The organism is Allobosea sp. P4_E12 (assembly GCF_056401655.1).
On the sequence record NZ_JBFUIY010000014.1, the window covers coordinates 77,811 to 94,026 of the forward strand.

Here is a 16,216-nt window from a genome sequence, read left to right on the forward strand (position 1 = left end):
AGCTTTGCGAGCAATCGAAGCTGGGGCTATCCTCAGGGAGAGCCGTGCCGCGGGCACGCCCGACCGAGCAGGTGTCGCCCTTGGCCATCATCGCCGCGCTGAACCACGTCACCCATTACCGCTACGATCGCCCTGTCGTGCTCGGCCCGCAGATCATCCGGCTGAGGCCCGCTCCGCATTGCCGCGCAGCGGTCAACAGCTACGCGCTCAAGGTCTCGCCAGCGCAGCACTTCGTGAACTGGCAGCAGGATCCGAGCGGCAACTGGCTCGCCCGCTATGTCTTTCCCGAACCGGTGAGCGAATTCCGCATCGAAGTCGATCTCGTCACCGAGCTTTCGATCATCAATCCCTTCGACTTCTTCGTCGAGACCAACGCGGAGGTCTTCCCCTTCGTCTATCCCGAGGAACTCCAGGCGGAACTTGCTCCCTATCTCGTCACCGAACCGGCCGGGCCGCTGCTGATCGACCTCCTCGCCAGGGTTCCGCGCGAGCCGGTCAACACCGTGAACTTCGTCGTTGATCTCAATGCCCGCCTGCAAGGCATGATCGCCTATGGCATCCGCATGGAGCCCGGTGTGCAGGAGCCCGAGCACACGCTCCAGATCAAGTCGGGTTCGTGCCGCGATACGAGCTGGCTTCTCGTCCAGATCCTGCGCCAGCTCGGGCTCGCCGCCCGCTTCGTCTCCGGTTACCTGATCCAGATGAAGGCGGATATCGATCCGCTCGAGGGGCCGCGCGGGACCGACAAGGATTTTACCGATCTCCACGCCTGGGCCGAGGTCTATATTCCCGGCGCGGGCTGGATCGGGCTCGATCCGACATCGGGGCTGCTGACCGGCGAAGGCCATCTGCCCCTCGCGGCGACACCGCATTTTCGCTCGGCCGCGCCGGTGAGCGGCGTTGCCAGCTATGCCGAGACGACCTTCGACTTCGCGATGAGCGTCGAGCGCGTGCATGAAGTGCCGCGCATCACCCTGCCCTTTTCCGACCAGTCGTGGCACCGCCTCGATGCGTTGGGAGAGAGGGTCGATGGCGATCTCGCAGCGCAGGATGTGCGCCTGACGATGGGCGGCGAGCCGACCTTCGTCGCGACCGATGATCAGGAGGGCGCGGAGTGGAACACCGCCGCGGTCGGCCCGACCAAGCGCCGGCGCGCAGACGAACTGATCCGCCGGCTGCGCAGCCGCTTCGCGCCGGGCGGCATGCTGCATTACGGCCAGGGCAAATGGTATCCGGGCGAAAGCCTGCCGCGCTGGGCCTTCGCGCTCTATTGGCGCGAGGACGGCGAGCCGATCTGGCGCAATGCCGCATTGATCGCGCGCGAGCCCGGCGCCGTAACCGGCGGCGACCGTGAACTGGAAGCGGCAACCTCGACCCGCGATGCCGAGACGCTCGCATCGGGCCTTGCGGAGAAACTGGGCGTCGGTGCCGACCATGTCCTGCCCGCCTATGAGGATACCGGCCACTGGCTGCTCAAGGAGGCGCAGCTTCCAGACAATGTCGACCCGCTCGACCCGCGCCTCGCCGATCCGGAGGAACGCGCCCGCATGGCCCGTGTCTTCCAGCTCGGCCTCGGCAATCCGCGCGGCTATGTCATCCCGGTGCAGCGCTGGCAGAGCCAGGCAGGCGACCGGCGCTGGCGCTCCGAGAAATGGACGCTGAGACGCGGCAAGCTCTTCCTGGTCCCGGGCGATTCACCGGTCGGCTATCGTCTGCCGCTCGGCTCGCTGCCAGCCGTGCCGGAGGAGGAATACCCGCATATCCACCCGCAGGATCCGATGGAGGCGCGCGGCCCCCTGCCCTCGCCCGGCAGCGCGCCTGCGGCGCGCGCGGCGGAGCCCGCGCCCACGGTGCACCGGCATGCCCAATTCTCGATCCCGGGCGAGGCCCCCGCAGGCGCCGCGGCCCAGGATCGCGTCGAGCAGGAGATCGGGCGCGAGCATGTGCGCACCGCGCTGAGTCTCGAAGTCAGGGACAATGTGCTCTGCGTGTTCCTGCCCCCCGTCGAGCGCCTGGAGGACTATCTCGACCTGATCGCCAGCGTCGAGGCCGTGGCCGAGCAGACCGGGATCGCCGTCCATATCGAGGGTTATGCTCCGCCCTCCGACCCGCGCCTCAATGTCATCAAGGTGACGCCCGACCCCGGCGTGATCGAGGTCAATATTCATCCTGCAAAGAGCTGGCGCGATGCGGTCGAGATCACGCGTGGCGTCTATGAGGAGGCGCGTCAGGCCAGGCTCTGCGCCGAGAAATTCATGGTGGACGGCCGCCATACCGGAACGGGCGGTGGCAACCATGTCGTGCTCGGCGGTGTCACGCCGTCCGACAGCCCCTTCCTGCGCCGCCCCCATCTGCTGAAGAGCATCATCCTCTACTGGCAGCGACACCCCTCCCTCTCCTTCCTGTTCTCCGGCCTGTTCATCGGGCCGACCAGCCAGGCGCCACGCATCGACGAAGCCCGGCACGACCAGCTCTACGAGCTCGAAATCGCCCTTGCGGCGGTGCCGAAGCCGGGTGAGAAGCCGATTCCGCTCTGGCTCGTCGACCGGCTGTTCCGCAACCTGCTGGTCGATGTTTCCGGAAACACCCACCGCACCGAGATCTGCATCGACAAGCTCTATTCGCCGGACGGGCCGACAGGCCGGCTGGGCCTGATCGAGTTCCGCTCCTTCGAGATGCCGCCGGATGCGCGCATGTCACTGGCGCAACAGCTTCTGGTGCGCGCGCTGATCGCCTGGTTCTGGCGCGAGCCGCAGCAGGGCAAGCTGGTGCGCTGGGGCACGAGCCTGCATGACCGCTTCATGCTGCCGGAGATGATCTGGCAGGATTTCCGCGAGGTGCTCGCCGATCTCGCACATGCCGGCTATCCGTTCGACCCGGTCTGGTTCGAAGCACAGCAGGAGTTCCGCTTCCCGTTCTACGGCAAGGTCAACCATGGCGGTGTCGAGCTCGAGCTGCGCCAGGCCCTCGAACCCTGGCACGTCATGGGCGAGCAGGGAGCGATCGGCGGCACCGTGCGCTATGTCGATTCCTCGGTGGAGCGGCTGCAGGTCAAGGCAAGCGGGCTCGTTCCCGGTCGCCACGTCATCACCTGCAACGGACGGCGCCTGCCGATGACCCCGGTCGCGGGCTCCAGCGAGGCGATCGCAGGCCTGCGCTTCAAGGCCTGGCAGCCGGCCTCAGGGCTGCACCCGACAATTCCCGTGCATGCGCCGCTGACCTTCGACATCGTCGATAGCTGGGTCGGCCGGTCGCTCGGCGGCTGCGTCTACCATGTCGCCCATCCCGGTGGGCGCAATTATGAGACACCGCCGGTGAATTCCTACGAGGCCGAGGYACGCCGCCTCGCCCGTTTCGAATCCATCGGTCATAGTCCCGGCGCGCTGGTGATTCCGGTGGAAGAGCGCAGCCCGGAATTTCCGATGACCCTCGATCTGCGCCGTCCAGCAGGACTCTAACCAAGGCCATGGCTTTGCAGGGCCGATCGCCGTCGACACGTCTCCGAGCGGAGCGGCGCAATGCGCTGCTGGCCGATTATCGCCCCTTGCCCGGAGCCTATGACGAGTTCATGGCGCCCGATGGCAGTGTACGTCCGCATTGGGAACCGTTTCTCGCCGAGTGGAGCGGGCTCTCCCAGGATGAACTCGGCCATCGCTTCGGGCTCGCGGATCGCCATGTCCGCGACACCGGCGTGTCCTATCGCGTGCATGGCGATCTCGATGCGAGCGACCCGCTGGCCGGGGAGCGCTCCTGGCCGCTGAACCATGTCCCGCTCATCATCCCCGGCGCGGAATGGCAGACCATCGCTGCCGGCGTGGCGCAGCGTGCGACGCTGCTCTCCTCCCTGCTTGGCGACATCTATGGACCCGGCGAGATGATCGCCAAGGGCCTGCTGCCCGCGGCGGTCGTAACCGGCAGCCCGGACTATCTGCGCCCGCTGCAGGGCACGGCCAATGGCGGCACGCTCCAGCTCTATGCCGCCGATCTCGGACGCGGGCCGGATGGCCGCTGGTGGGTGCTCGGCGACCGTACGCAGGCCCCGTCCGGAGCGGGCTATGCGCTGGAGAACCGGCTGGCCCTGGGCCGCGCCTTTCCGGACCTGTTCCGGACCATGAATGTCGAGCGATTGGCCTCGTTCTTCCAGGGTTTCCGGGCCGGTCTCGCGGCAAGCTCGCGCCGGGTCGAGCCGCGGATCTGCCTGCTGACACCGGGCGCGCTCAACGAAAGCTATTTCGAGCACGCCTATCTCGCACGCTATCTCGGCTTCCTGCTGGTCGAAGGCGGCGACCTCCTGATGCGCGACGGACGCGTCCATGTCCGCACCATCGCGGGCTTGAAGCGTGCCGACGTGATCTGGCGGCGGATCGACGGCGATTTCTCCGACCCGCTCGAGCTCAACTCAGCCTCCGCGCTCGGCGTCGCCGGTCTCGTCCAGGCGGTGCGGCAAGGCAATGTCCAGATCGCCAATGGGCTCGGCTCGGGCGTCGTCGAAGCGCGAGCCCTCATGGGCTTCCTCCCGGCCCTCGCCGAACATATCCTCGGCGACGAACTGATCCTGCCGCATATCGCGACCTGGTGGTGCGGGCAGCAGCGCGCGCGATCCGAGGTGATCGACCGGCTCGATGAGATGAGCATCTCGTCGGCCTTCCGCGCCTCGATCGATGGCCTCAATGGCAACACGATCCTGCCCGGCGAGTTTTCGCCTGAAGCGCGCTCGGCGTTGCAGGCGCGGATCGAGGCACGCGGGCTCGACTATGTCGGGCAGGAGATCGTGCGCCTCTCGACCATGCCGGTCTTCCAGGGCGGCCGGCTGCAGCCGCACCCGATGACGCTGCGCGTCTTCGCGGCTGYGACGCCCGACGGCTGGAAGGTGATGCCGGGTGGCTTCTGCCGCATCTCCGAGGATGTCGACGCACGCGCCGTCACGCTTGGCAATGGCGTGCGCTCCAGCGATGTCTGGATCACGTCCGACACGCCCGTCGAGCAGGTGACGCTGCTGCCAAGCGCCGACCGCATCAGCATCCGCCGCATCATCGGCACCATGCCGAGCCGCGCGGCCGACAACCTGTTCTGGCTCGGACGCTATCTCGAGCGGACCGAGGCGACCTTGCGGCTGGTGCGCGCATTGCTCGGCCGACTGATCGACGCCGACGATGCCACGCCCGAGCGGGCGGAGACGCTGCGCCGCCTCGCCAACCTGCTGATCGCCTGGGGCGCCGCCCCGACGGGCAAGGAGCATTCCACCGCCTCCCAGGCCTCTGACGCGCTGCACAGCCTTGACCAATATGGCTCCGCCCTTTCCTCCGTCCGCGAAGCGCGGCGTACGGCGTCGGTCATTCGCGAACGCCTGTCGATCGACGCCTGGCGCCTCTTCGGCGACCTGCAGCGGCAGCTGACGCTCAACGGCGACAAGCCCAGCGAGGGCGATGCCTATGAAACGGCGGACACCGCCCTGAAGACGCTCGCCGCCTTCTCGGGCCTGAGCCAGGAGAACATGGTGCGGGGTGCGGGCTGGCGCTTCCTCGATATCGGGCGGCGGCTGGAGCGTGGCATCGCGACCTGCCGCTTTGCCCGCCATTTTGCCGACTCGTCCGCGCCGGGCGATTGCCTCGACGCTCTTCTCGACCTGACCGATTCGCAGATCACGTACCGCTCCCGCTATCTGCTCGGCCCCGCGCTCGCGCCCGTGCTCGATCTCGTGATGCTCGATCCTTATAATCCGCGCTCGGTCGCCTTCCAGATCGATCGCCTCGATGTCGAGATCGCCGCGCTGCCGACGCTGAGCGAAGACGGCATGCTGGAAGCGCCGCGCCGGCTCGCGCTCAAGCTCGCTGCCGAATGCCGCACCGCCGAGGCAAGCCGCCTCGACCGCACCAGCATCCTGCTGTTCGAGCAGTTGCTGATGGGGTTGGCCGGCTCCGTGGCGGACCGCTACTTCCTGCAGAACAGCGAACCCGAAGGCTCGCGGATGACAGGCATCGCGTGATCTACGACGTCCGTCATGTCACGACCTATGCCTATAGTCGGCCTGTGCCCTTTGCACGCTGCATCCTGCGGCTGCTGCCGCGTGACGGCGTTGGCCAGAGCGTGCGCAAGAGCAGCCTGAGCGTGACGCCGCGCACCAGCGAGCGCAATGACGGGATCTGCTTCTTCGGCAACCACATGACGACCTTGACCATCACCAAGCCGCATCGCGAGCTGAAGCTCGACATGCGGGCGCGGGTCGAGGTGAACCGGCCGGCGGCGCCCTTTCCCGGGTTGACGCGCGGCTGGGAAGAGGTCGGTGCACTGGCGCTGGCGTCCAACAGCCTCGCGCCGAATTCCCCGGCGCATCAGCTTTTTCCCAGTCGGCTGGTGCCGCCGGTCGCCGAGGTGGTCGACTATGCGCGCTCCAGCTTTGCGCCGCAGCGCCCCGTGCTGGAAGCAGCGAGCGAGTTGATGCGCCGCATCCGCACGGATTTCGTCTATGATCCCGAGGCAACCGAAGTCTCGACCCCGCTGGCGGAAGCCTTCCGCCAGCGCCACGGCGTCTGCCAGGATTTCGCGCATATCATGATCGCCGGCCTGCGGGGGCTCGGCCTGCCGACAGCCTATGTCAGCGGCTATATCCGCACTATTCCGCCGCCAGGCGAGAAGCGCCTCGAAGGGGCCGATGCCAGCCATGCCTGGGTGCATCTCTGGTGCGGTCCGGAGACGGGCTGGATCGGCCTCGACCCGACGAACGACCTCGTCGTCGCCGACGATCATATCGTCACCGCGATCGGCCGCGACTATGCCGACGTCTCTCCGCTCGATGGCGTGATCGTCGGCCCCGGCACGCAAAAGGTCGGCGTCGCCGTCGATGTCATTCCGGTACAAGACGCCTGACCATGCTGCCGCTGCGTGGACTGCTCTTCGACAAGGACGGCACTCTGCTCGACTATGGTGCGAGCTGGCCGCCGATCAACCGCGAGGCCGGACTGCTGGCGGCCGACGGCGACGCGATGCTGGCCGCCGACCTGCTGCGGCGCGCTGGCGCCGATCCGGAGACCGGCCGGGCGGTGGCCGACAGCCTGCTTGCGGCCGGGAATACCGAGGAGCTGGCGCAAGCCTGGCATGAAGCGGGAAGCCCGCTCGGCATTGCCCCTCTGGTCGAGCGTCTTGATGCTCTCTTTCAGGCTGCGGTCGTGCGGATGGTTCCGGTCTGCGAGCTATCCGCGCTGTTCGAGCGCCTGCGCGCCCGCGACCTCGCGCTCGGGATCGCTTCCAGCGACAGCGCCGCAGCGGTCTCGGCCACAGCCACGCATTTCGGCATCGCGCCGCATCTCTCCTTCGTCGCGGGCTACGATTCCGGCCACGGCGCCAAACCGGGCCCCGGTATGGTGCAGGCCTTTTGCGCCGCCTGCGGGCTTGCGCCTGGCGAAGTTGCCGTGATCGGCGACAACGCCCATGACATGGAAATGGGCCGAGCGGCCGCTGCCGGCCTGCGTATCGGCGTGCTGACGGGAACTGGAACGCGCACGACGCTGGAGCCGATCAGCGATCTATGCCTCGGCAGCATCGCGGAACTGGAGATCGCGCTTTTCCCGTGATCGTTGCTATGGCAACTTAATTGCGGCTCGCCGGCTGAGTGCGAGGGTTGCAGGGAACGCTCGTGCGCACGCAGGTCGCCATCATCGGCTCGGGCCCGGCCGGGCTTCTGCTCGGCCAGTTGCTGCACAAAGCCGGCATCGACACCATCATCATCGAGCGCAAGAGCCGCGACTATGTGCTTTCACGCATTCGTGCCGGCGTGCTCGAGCAAGGCATGGTGCGGTTGCTCGAGGAGGTCGGCGCCGCGGGCCGGCTGCATGCCGAGGGCCTCAGGCATAATGGCTTCGACCTGCTCTTCGGTGGGGCGCGCCACCATGTCGACCTCGCCCGACTGACCGGCGGCCAGCACGTCACCATCTATGGCCAGACCGAAGCCACGCGCGACCTGATGGACCTGCGCGAGGCGTCCGGTGCCGCGACCGTCTTCGAGGCTGAGAACGTCGCCCTGCATGATTTCGACCGCGACAAGCCCTCCGTCACCTTCGTCAGGGATAGTCAGGCGCATCGCCTCGATTGCGAGTTCATTGCCGGTTGCGACGGATATCACGGCATTTCGCGGGCCAGCATTCCTGAGGCTGCGCTCCAGAGCTTCGAGCGGGTCTATCCCTTCGGCTGGCTCGGCATCCTCGCCGAGGTAGCACCCGTCTCGCATGAGCTGATCTATGCCGGTGATGAGCGCGGCTTCGCGCTCTGCTCGATGCGCTCGCCCCACCGCAGTCGCTACTACGTGCAGTGCTCGCTCGACGACGATGTCGGGAACTGGTCGGATCAGCGCTTCTGGGACGAATTGCGCCGGCGCCTTGATCCGGCAACCGCCGAGGCGCTCGTCACCGGCCCGTCGTTCGAGAAATCGATCGCGCCGCTGCGCTCCTTCGTCGCCGAGCCGATGCGGTTCGGGCGCCTCTTCCTGGCCGGCGATGCCGCCCATATCGTGCCGCCGACCGGCGCCAAGGGGCTCAATCTCGCGGCCAGCGACGTGCATTACCTGTCGCAGGCGCTGATCGAGCGTTTCACGGAGCGCTCATCGGCCGGGATCGACGACTATTCGGCCAGGGCCCTGGCGCGTGTCTGGAAAGCCGAACGATTCTCCTGGTGGATGACCTCGCTGCTGCACCATTTCCCGGAGAACGGCGCCTTCGCACGGCGGATGCAGCGGGCGGAGCTCGATTATCTCGTCTCGTCGGACCACGCCATGGCGGCACTGGCCGAGAACTATGTCGGCCTGCCCTATTGAAGCTCAGGCGGCTGCTTCGACCGGCGGCACATTCCGCAGATTGGCTTCGCCCCAGGCCTTGAGCGCCAGGATGATCGGCTCAAGGCTCCGACCACGCGCGGAGAGGCTGTATTCCACCCGAGGCGGCACTTCGGGATAGACGACGCGAATGATCAGGCCATCGGCCTCCAGCTCGCGCAGCTGATTGGTGAGCATGCGCTGGGTCACCTGCGGCATGCGCTTGCGGATCGCGTTGAAGCGCATCGTCCCGTCCATCAGGAAATAGAGGATGATGCCCTTCCACTTGCCGTCGATCAGGGCGAGCGTACTCTCGACCGGACAGCCCGGCAGGCAGTTCAGGGTCTTGTGGCGCGCCCGGCGCATGACGGTATCCTTTTCGATACTATATGCGAAAATTGTGCGTTCTTGCGATGAACGAGTGTATCTCTCATCTCAGAGCTCCCGCAATCAAGGAGCCCGCCATGCGCGCCATCGGCTATCGTAAATCCCTCGCCATTTCATCGGCCGAGGCCTTGCTCGATCTCGATCTGCCCGAACCTGTGGCAACCGGACGAGACCTTCTCGTTGCGGTGAAAGCCGTCTCGGTGAACCCGGTCGACACCAAGGTGCGTATGCGCAGTGAGCCGAAGCCTGGCGATACCAAGGTCCTCGGCTGGGACGCTGCCGGCATCGTCAAGGCGGTGGGGCCCGAGGTGACGGGCTTCAAACCGGGCGATGCGGTGTTCTATGCCGGGGCGATCGATCGCCCCGGCAGCAATGCCGAGTTCCATCTCGTCGATGAGCGCATCGTCGGGCCCAAGCCCACCACACTCGGCTTCGCCGAGGCCGCTGCGCTGCCGCTGACCGCGATCACCGCCTGGGAGACCCTGTTCGACCGGCTCAAGGTCAAGGATCCGGTGCCCGGCGCGGCCAAGGCGATCCTGATCATCGGCGGAGCCGGCGGTGTCGGCTCGATTGCGATCCAGCTCGCGCGTCAGCTGACCGATCTGACGGTGATCGCCACCGCCTCGCGCGCGGAGACGCAGGCCTGGGCGCTGGAACTCGGGGCCCATCACGTCGTCGACCATACACAACCGCTCGCCGCGCAGGTCACGGCACTGGGGATCGGCGCGCCGGGGCTGGTCTTCTCGACGACCCATACCGACACGCATATGCCGGCGATCCTCGAACTGATCGCACCGCAGGGGCGGATCGCACTGATCGACGATCCAAAGGCACTCGATGCCATGCCGCTCAAGAGCAAGAGCCTGTCGCTGCACTGGGAGATGATGTTCGCGCGCTCACTGTACCAGACGGCGGACATGCAGGCACAGGGCGATCTGCTGGCGGAAGTCTCGCGGCTTGTCGATGCCGGCAAGGTCCGGACCACGCTGAGCGAGAGTTTCGGGACGATCAACGCCGCCAATCTGAAGCGGGCGCATACCCTGATCGAGAGCCATCGCGCCAAGGGCAAGATCGTGCTTGGTGGTTTCTGAAACGAAGAAGGGCCGCGCCTTGCCGGCGCGGCCCTTCTGTCGGACATCAAGGGCGATCAGGCGAGCGTGTAGGCCGTCTTCACCGTGGTGTAGAATTCCCGGGCATAGGCGCCCTGCTCGCGCGGGCCGTAGCTCGAGCCCTTACGTCCGCCGAACGGCACGTGATAGTCGACGCCGGCGGTCGGCAGGTTGACCATCACCATGCCGGCCTCACTGTTGCGCTTGAAATGCGTCGCGTGCTTCAGCGAGGTCGTGCAGATGCCGGCGGCAAGGCCGAACTCGGTGTCATTGGCGATTGCCAGCGCCTCATCATAGTTCTTGGCGCGGATCACGCTCGCAACCGGACCAAAAACCTCTTCACGGGAGATGCGCATGGCATTGCTCGCCTCGGTGAACAGAGCCGGCTGCATGTAGAAGCCGGGGCTCTCGCGCTTAAGCACTTCGCCGCCCCAGGCGAGCTTGGCACCCTCGTCCTTGGCGATGGCGACGTATTTCAGGTCCTGGTCGAGCTGGCTCTGATCGACGACCGGGCCGATATGGGTGCCGGCCTTCAGGGCATCGTCGACGACGAGGCCCTTCATGCGCTCGATCGCAGCCTCGACGAAGCGATCATGGATGCCTTCGGTGACGATCAAGCGCGAGGAAGCCGTGCAACGCTGGCCGGTCGAGAAGAAGGCGCCGTTGACCGCGGTCTCGACCGCGAGCGTGAGATCGGCATCGTCCAGCACCACGAGCGGGTTCTTGCCGCCCATCTCGAGCTGAACCTTCTTCATCGGGTTGGAGGCGATGCAGGCCGCCGCAACCTTGCGGCCGGTCGAGACCGAGCCGGTGAAGCTGATCGCATGCACATCCTTGTGCTCGAGCAGCGCCTGCCCGACCACCGAACCGCGCCCCATGACGAGGTTCAGCACGCCCTTGGGCAGGCCGGCGCGCTGGATGATGTCGACCAGCGCCCAGGCCGAGCCCGGAACGAGATCGGCCGGCTTGATCACGACGCAGTTTCCATAGGCGAGCGCAGGGGCGATCTTCCAGCCCGGGATTGCGATCGGGAAGTTCCAGGGCGTGATCATGCCGATGATGCCGACCGGCTCGCGCGTGACCTCGACGCCGACGCCCGGGCGAATGGAAGGGATCGCCTCACCGGCAAGGCGCAGGCATTCGCCGGCGAAGAAAGCGAAGATCTGGCCGGCACGGGTCGCCTCGCCAATGCCTTCCGGCAGCGTCTTGCCCTCTTCCCGCGAAAGCAGGCGGCCAAGCTCCTCCTTGCGAGCGAGGATCTCGTCGGACGCCTTCTTCAGGATCTCGTAGCGCTCCTGCGGGGTCGTGCGGCTCCAGGCCGGAAACGCAGCCTTGGCAGCCGCGACGGCGTTGTTCAGGTCCTCGACCGAACCCTGGGCATATTCGCCGACAACGTCATTGGTGTTGGAGGGGTTGATGTTGCGCGAGGCGTTCGAGCCGCCCACCCGTTCACCGGCGATCAGGTTCTTGAAAATCTCAGTCATCGCAGCCTCTCGACCAGTCGGAAGAATTCTCGGAGCCGGTGTTAACGCCTTTGTCAGGCGAACGCCATTCGTCCCGGTCATGGCTCACCGGCGCGTCAATCCGCATACAGTATGCAGAGAGTTTCTGTCGAGACGATCGACGCGCCGAGGCCGGTGCGAGGGGGCCGGGGCGAGAGGGCCGGGCAGCCCGATCGCGGCGGGGGAGGGCTCACTTCTCCTTGATCGACAGCCCGTTCTTTCCGACCGAGATCTGGACACCATCCGGCTGCTTCTTCTCCTCGTAGAGGGCATAGCCGGTCACGGCGAGGCCAGCGACCAGAATGGCGACGAGCAGCAGAAGCGTATTGCGGGAGGTGAACATCAGCGATCCTGTGGTCCAGACACAGCGACGGGGCGGCAGCCGGTCAACGTTTCGCGAGCGCCTGCGGTTCCACCTCATCATTCCGTGATCGGCATTGCCTTGCGGCTGAAAGGCGTGAAGAGTTCCCGGAGCCCCGGCACTGAGGAACGGACGCCTCAAAGGCGCGTTCCCCCAATGACGAGGACGGCGGCGTGCATGGAAGGAGAGGCGACAATGGTCGAGACACCGCTCCAGCAACGAATTTGGACCGCCCTCACCGATCACACGATCTGCATGGTGTCGACCATCGTCCGCGGTCGGATCAGGACCCGGCCCATGTCGGGGCATGTCGATCGTGAAGAACACCGCATCCTGTTCGTCACGCACAGCCATACCGGGCCGGTCGAAGAGCTCGATGCCTCGCAAACCGCCTCGATCGCCCTGAGCGACGAGAACCACAATTTCTATGCGACGATCGAATGCCGAGCCGAACGGCTTGATGACAACCACCTGCTCAGGAGAATCTGGAGCCCGTTGGTTGGAGCCTGGTTCCCGAACGGCCCCGACGATCCGGATGTGACCTTGCTGGCCCTGACGCCGGTCTCGGCCGAGATCTGGGACGGTCCATCGAGTGCCGTCGTGATCGCCTTCAAGCTTGCCACGGCCAAGATCCTCGGGCGGGCGCCGGATCTCGGCGTCAACACCACGATCGATATGCGCTGAACCGGCGGATCAGCCGGCGGAAGGGGTGCGAGCACTGGCGGGCTCCGCCCTTGCCATGCCCTGTCCGGCAAGGGCGAGCGAAAGACTCGACCACGCGATGCCGAGGCACCAGCCGGCCAGCACGTCGCTTGGCCAATGGACGCCCAGATAGATCCGGCTCACGCCAATCAGCAGCATCAGGACCCAGGCCAGCCCGATGCTGAGCCGTGTGATATCCCGATGCCGGGACGCCAGTCCGATCAAACCGGCGATGCCGAGCAGAACAACCGCCGATAGAAAGGCATGACCGCTCGGAAAGCTCGCAGTGAAGACGATTGCACTCGGCTCGACGACATCGGGGCGCGCCCGGCCGATCCCGATCTTCAGAAGCGTGCTGACCAGCGTTGCCAGCACGACATTGACGACGAGTGCGACGGCAAGGCGTCGATAGCCGGCAAGCCAGAGAGCGAGCGTCGCGGCGAGGGTCATGAAACCAAGCCCGACGAAACTGCCGAGCCCGCTGATGTCCCGCATCATCTCGGGCAACCATTGCGGCCCGATCGGCGTGGCCGGATCCCCAGCTTGCCGGAACAGCAGGATGAGGCCGGTATCGAAGGCGAAGGTGCGGCCGGACATGATGAACAGCGCCAGGCTGAGAAAGGCGAAGGCGGCCGCCAGAGGGACAAGAATGCGGGGATGAAGCGGCATCGAAATCCTGAATGATGGCAATCGACCGGAGGAACGTGTCTCTAGCCGTGCGCCCGACCCGGGGGCACCCGGCAAGCGATGATGCGCACCGCCTTTGGCAGGAGGCGATAGCGGAGCTCGCCGGCCTTGCGCTCGACCTCGCCGTCAAAGGTGATGTGACCGCGCTTCTTGTCGCGACGCGTCAGCGTGACTTCGTCACCGGTATAGGAGGTCAGGTTCTGGGACGAGCGCCAGTGCCCGGATGCGACCGACAGCGCTGCCTTGGTGCGAGAGAGAAGGCCGCCCGCATTGAGGATATGAACCTCGAAGACGCCGCCATCGAGCTTGCTGCGACGCCATTCGGGCCCATCGAAACTATTGATGGTGACAAGAACGGCATCGGCCTCGACCTGGCGGCGCTCCTGGCCGATCCGGATGTCCACGGTGATCGCCCGGGTGAACAGGATGGAGCGCGTCGCAGCGACCGCAAAGGCGACCGCGCGGCTGAAGGGGAAGCGCCTGCGCGCATATTCACGCTCGCGCGCCATCAGGCTGAAGAAGCCCATTCCCGAGATCGAGTGGAACAGCCGGTCGTTGACGCGGCCGATGTCCATCGTCACCGGCACGCCCGTGCAGAGCGCCTCGATCTGGCCCTCCAGCGTCCCGATGAGGCCGAGATCCCGCCCAAGGATATTCACCGTCCCGAGCGGGAGAACCCCTACTGGCCGTCCGGCCTGCAGCAGGACCGGCAGCACGCCGTTGATCGTGCCGTCGCCACCGGCAATGACGGGGGTTGCCGCAGCATCGGCGATCGCCGTCGAAAGCGCATGATGCAACTCGCGCGGCGGCACGAGCCGGACCTCCGCCTTGCAATCATGAGCATGGAACGCGGCCTCGATCCTGGCCGCGAAGGCCTCGGGCCCTGCGGCCAGCACGGTTCCCGCCCGCGCATTGACGATCACGATATGGCGCATGACGCCCTGATATCATCCCATCCATGCCGGAGCCCAGGCCAAGGCATTTCACAATGCAGCGGCCCGCTCCGCGCGCCACTCAACACGGTCTTTCGTCACAATCATGGCAGTTGCCGCGTCTTCGACCTCTTCGGTCGTGACTTCGAAATGCTGAAGCGAATGGGCTCCGAAGGAATTGAGCATCGCGACGTCGGTCGCGTCACGCCCCCGGGCGATCACGATCCGGCCGATGCGGCGGGCATTGTGACGCGCATCGAAGGTGTACCAGCGACCACTGAGAAAGACCTCGAACCAGGCGTTGAAATCCATTGGGGCCGGGTCCTTCGGCACGCCGATATCGCCGAGATAGCCGTTGCAATAGCGGGCCGGGATATTGAGGCAGCGGCAGAGGGTCACGGCAAGGTGGGCGAAGTCGCGGCAGACGCCGATCCGTTCCTCGAAGGCCTCCGCCGCAGTGCGCGTGTTGCGCGCATAGGCATAGCCGAAGGTCAGGTGATTATGGACGAAATCGACGACGGCCTGGACACGCTGCCAGCCCGGAGGGATCTGGCCGAAGAGCTGCCAGGCGCGATCCCCGAGCTTGTCGGTTTCGCAGTACCGGCTGCCGAGCAGATAGATCAGCACCTCGTCGGGCAGCTCGGACGGTTGCGCTTGCCGCGCCGCCGGATTGAAAGGATCGGGCTCGCCGGAATCATGGAGAAGTCCCGCTGAACTCAGCCGGATCCCGCCCGCTGGGGCGACAAGCCGGCGGCAGATATTGCCGAACGGGTCGCGATAGCGCTCGACTGGAACATGGCGACGTGGATCGACCAGGGAGACCGCGGTCATATCGTCTTGGCGGATGACATCGTGCTGACGGGAAGGATGCACATCGAGCATCGTCAACAGCGGCAATTCCTGCTGAGAGACGAGTTCGATGCGATAGCCGTAACGGATCTGCATGAGGGGCTCCTGGCAGGAACTGGGCCGTCTCAACAGGCCGGCGGGCAGTCCCACACGTGCCGGCGATGACGGAAAGGCGCTGTCAGGATGACGCGCGATCAGCGAATTGGTTCCCGAAAAAGGGAAGGAGTCGGGCCTCCAAACGGAAGATGCGGGCCTTTCGGCCCGCATCCCGCCGTCACGACGGTTCGGCTGGGGGGATAGCAACCGCCGCGACCTGCAGCCGGCGGTGCCTACATCATCCAGTAGGGCATCGTGCCGTAGTAATCATGCACGCGCTTGCCGTAATTTCTGTCGTCCCAGTCGGGCTCGCCTTCGCTGTCATACATCGGCGCCGCCTCGAGCTTCTCCTTGGTAAGAGGCACGACATAGCCACCGCGATTGGTGTCGTAGTCGAGCACACTCCAGGGGATGGGATGGTATTTTTCACCCAAGCCGAGAAAGCCGCCGAAGGACATGATGGCGTAGGCGACCTTGCCGGTCTGCTTGTCGAGCATCACGTCATAGATCTCGCCGAGATGATCGCCCGACGCATTGTAGACGCTGGTTCCGGCGACACGTGCACCGGCAATGAGCGGGTTCCCCGTGGTGGCAGTTGCGGTCATTGGAGCCTCCATTGAACGGCTACGCGGTGGCTCGCACCGCAGTCTGCCGGATCAACGCCGGGGAATCCGGAAGGTTCCGGGCAAAAGCCGAACCACTCCACTCCCTGTGGAAGACAACCCTGGGTATCTCCGCTCCACATGGCGAAGCCATAAATGGAACATTAATCCTTTGTCATGGTTGCT

General features: G+C 65.8%; 14 protein-coding genes. 7 read left to right on the plus strand and 7 right to left on the minus strand.

Features of this window, described 5'->3' with window-relative positions:
- The first annotated feature begins 80 nt into the window (after positions 1 to 80).
- The 5 genes from AC1DW9_RS18950 to pobA all read left to right on the plus strand — a co-directional run bounded on the left by AC1DW9_RS18950 (position 81) and on the right by pobA (position 8,806).
- A complete protein-coding gene (locus AC1DW9_RS18950) occupies positions 81 to 3,458 on the plus strand; it encodes a transglutaminase family protein (RefSeq protein ID WP_476855159.1) in 3,378 nt (1,125 codons plus the stop codon).
- 8 nt (positions 3,459 to 3,466) lie between these two features.
- The gene (locus tag AC1DW9_RS18955; RefSeq protein ID WP_476855156.1) at positions 3,467 to 5,986 is read left to right on the plus strand and encodes a circularly permuted type 2 ATP-grasp protein; all 2,520 of its coding nucleotides are present in this window, start codon (positions 3,467 to 3,469) and stop codon (positions 5,984 to 5,986) included.
- The gene (locus AC1DW9_RS18960; RefSeq protein ID WP_441506094.1) at positions 5,983 to 6,867 is read left to right on the plus strand and encodes a transglutaminase family protein; all 885 of its coding nucleotides are present in this window, start codon (positions 5,983 to 5,985) and stop codon (positions 6,865 to 6,867) included. The genes AC1DW9_RS18955 and AC1DW9_RS18960 overlap by 4 nt, the downstream gene beginning before the upstream one ends.
- Positions 6,868 to 6,869: 2 nt before the next feature.
- The gene (locus AC1DW9_RS18965) at positions 6,870 to 7,571 is read left to right on the plus strand and encodes an HAD family hydrolase (RefSeq protein WP_441493520.1); all 702 of its coding nucleotides are present in this window, start codon (positions 6,870 to 6,872) and stop codon (positions 7,569 to 7,571) included.
- 62 nt (positions 7,572 to 7,633) lie between these two features.
- A complete protein-coding gene (gene pobA, locus AC1DW9_RS18970) occupies positions 7,634 to 8,806 on the plus strand; it encodes a 4-hydroxybenzoate 3-monooxygenase (RefSeq protein WP_441493519.1) in 1,173 nt (390 codons plus the stop codon).
- Positions 8,807 to 8,809: 3 nt separating this feature from the next.
- Here pobA and AC1DW9_RS18975 read toward each other — a convergent pair whose 3' ends face one another.
- Entirely contained in the window at positions 8,810 to 9,169 is a 360-nt protein-coding gene (locus AC1DW9_RS18975) for a winged helix-turn-helix transcriptional regulator (RefSeq protein ID WP_441493518.1), read from the minus strand.
- A 98-nt stretch (positions 9,170 to 9,267) separates the two neighbouring features.
- Here AC1DW9_RS18975 and AC1DW9_RS18980 point away from each other — a divergent pair, with 98 nt between their 5' ends.
- Positions 9,268 to 10,281 carry a zinc-binding alcohol dehydrogenase family protein gene (locus AC1DW9_RS18980; RefSeq protein ID WP_476775463.1) on the plus strand — a complete coding sequence of 338 codons (1,014 nt, stop codon included), beginning with the start codon at positions 9,268 to 9,270 and terminating at the stop codon, positions 10,279 to 10,281.
- A 56-nt stretch (positions 10,282 to 10,337) separates the two neighbouring features.
- Here AC1DW9_RS18980 and AC1DW9_RS18985 read toward each other — a convergent pair whose 3' ends face one another.
- Both AC1DW9_RS18985 and AC1DW9_RS18990 read right to left on the minus strand, forming a co-directional pair.
- Positions 10,338 to 11,783 (minus strand): aldehyde dehydrogenase family protein, encoded by a 1,446-nt coding sequence (locus tag AC1DW9_RS18985; protein ID WP_441506093.1) that lies wholly within the window; start codon positions 11,781 to 11,783, stop codon positions 10,338 to 10,340.
- A gap of 208 nt (positions 11,784 to 11,991) precedes the next feature.
- Complete coding sequence (locus AC1DW9_RS18990; protein ID WP_441490044.1) at positions 11,992 to 12,144, minus strand: hypothetical protein; 153 nt, start codon at positions 12,142 to 12,144, stop codon at positions 11,992 to 11,994.
- 213 nt (positions 12,145 to 12,357) lie between these two features.
- Here AC1DW9_RS18990 and AC1DW9_RS18995 point away from each other — a divergent pair, with 213 nt between their 5' ends.
- On the plus strand, positions 12,358 to 12,846 hold the full coding sequence (locus tag AC1DW9_RS18995) for a pyridoxamine 5'-phosphate oxidase family protein (RefSeq protein WP_441490045.1): 489 nt from the start codon (positions 12,358 to 12,360) through the stop codon (positions 12,844 to 12,846).
- A gap of 9 nt (positions 12,847 to 12,855) precedes the next feature.
- On the opposite strand, the gene AC1DW9_RS19000 is transcribed toward AC1DW9_RS18995, so the two are convergent.
- The 4 genes from AC1DW9_RS19000 to AC1DW9_RS19015 all read right to left on the minus strand — a co-directional run bounded on the left by AC1DW9_RS19000 (position 12,856) and on the right by AC1DW9_RS19015 (position 16,033).
- Positions 12,856 to 13,533, minus strand: a complete 678-nt coding sequence (locus AC1DW9_RS19000; RefSeq protein ID WP_441506092.1) for a phosphatase PAP2 family protein — start codon at positions 13,531 to 13,533, stop codon at positions 12,856 to 12,858.
- Between the two features lie 41 nt (positions 13,534 to 13,574).
- The gene (locus AC1DW9_RS19005) at positions 13,575 to 14,486 is read right to left on the minus strand and encodes a diacylglycerol/lipid kinase family protein (RefSeq protein ID WP_441506091.1); all 912 of its coding nucleotides are present in this window, start codon (positions 14,484 to 14,486) and stop codon (positions 13,575 to 13,577) included.
- Between the two features lie 48 nt (positions 14,487 to 14,534).
- Complete coding sequence (locus AC1DW9_RS19010) at positions 14,535 to 15,428, minus strand: transglutaminase-like domain-containing protein (RefSeq protein WP_441490048.1); 894 nt, start codon at positions 15,426 to 15,428, stop codon at positions 14,535 to 14,537.
- A 233-nt stretch (positions 15,429 to 15,661) separates the two neighbouring features.
- The gene (locus AC1DW9_RS19015) at positions 15,662 to 16,033 is read right to left on the minus strand and encodes a PRC-barrel domain-containing protein (protein WP_441479701.1); all 372 of its coding nucleotides are present in this window, start codon (positions 16,031 to 16,033) and stop codon (positions 15,662 to 15,664) included.
- Between the last annotated feature and the right edge of the window lie 183 nt (positions 16,034 to 16,216).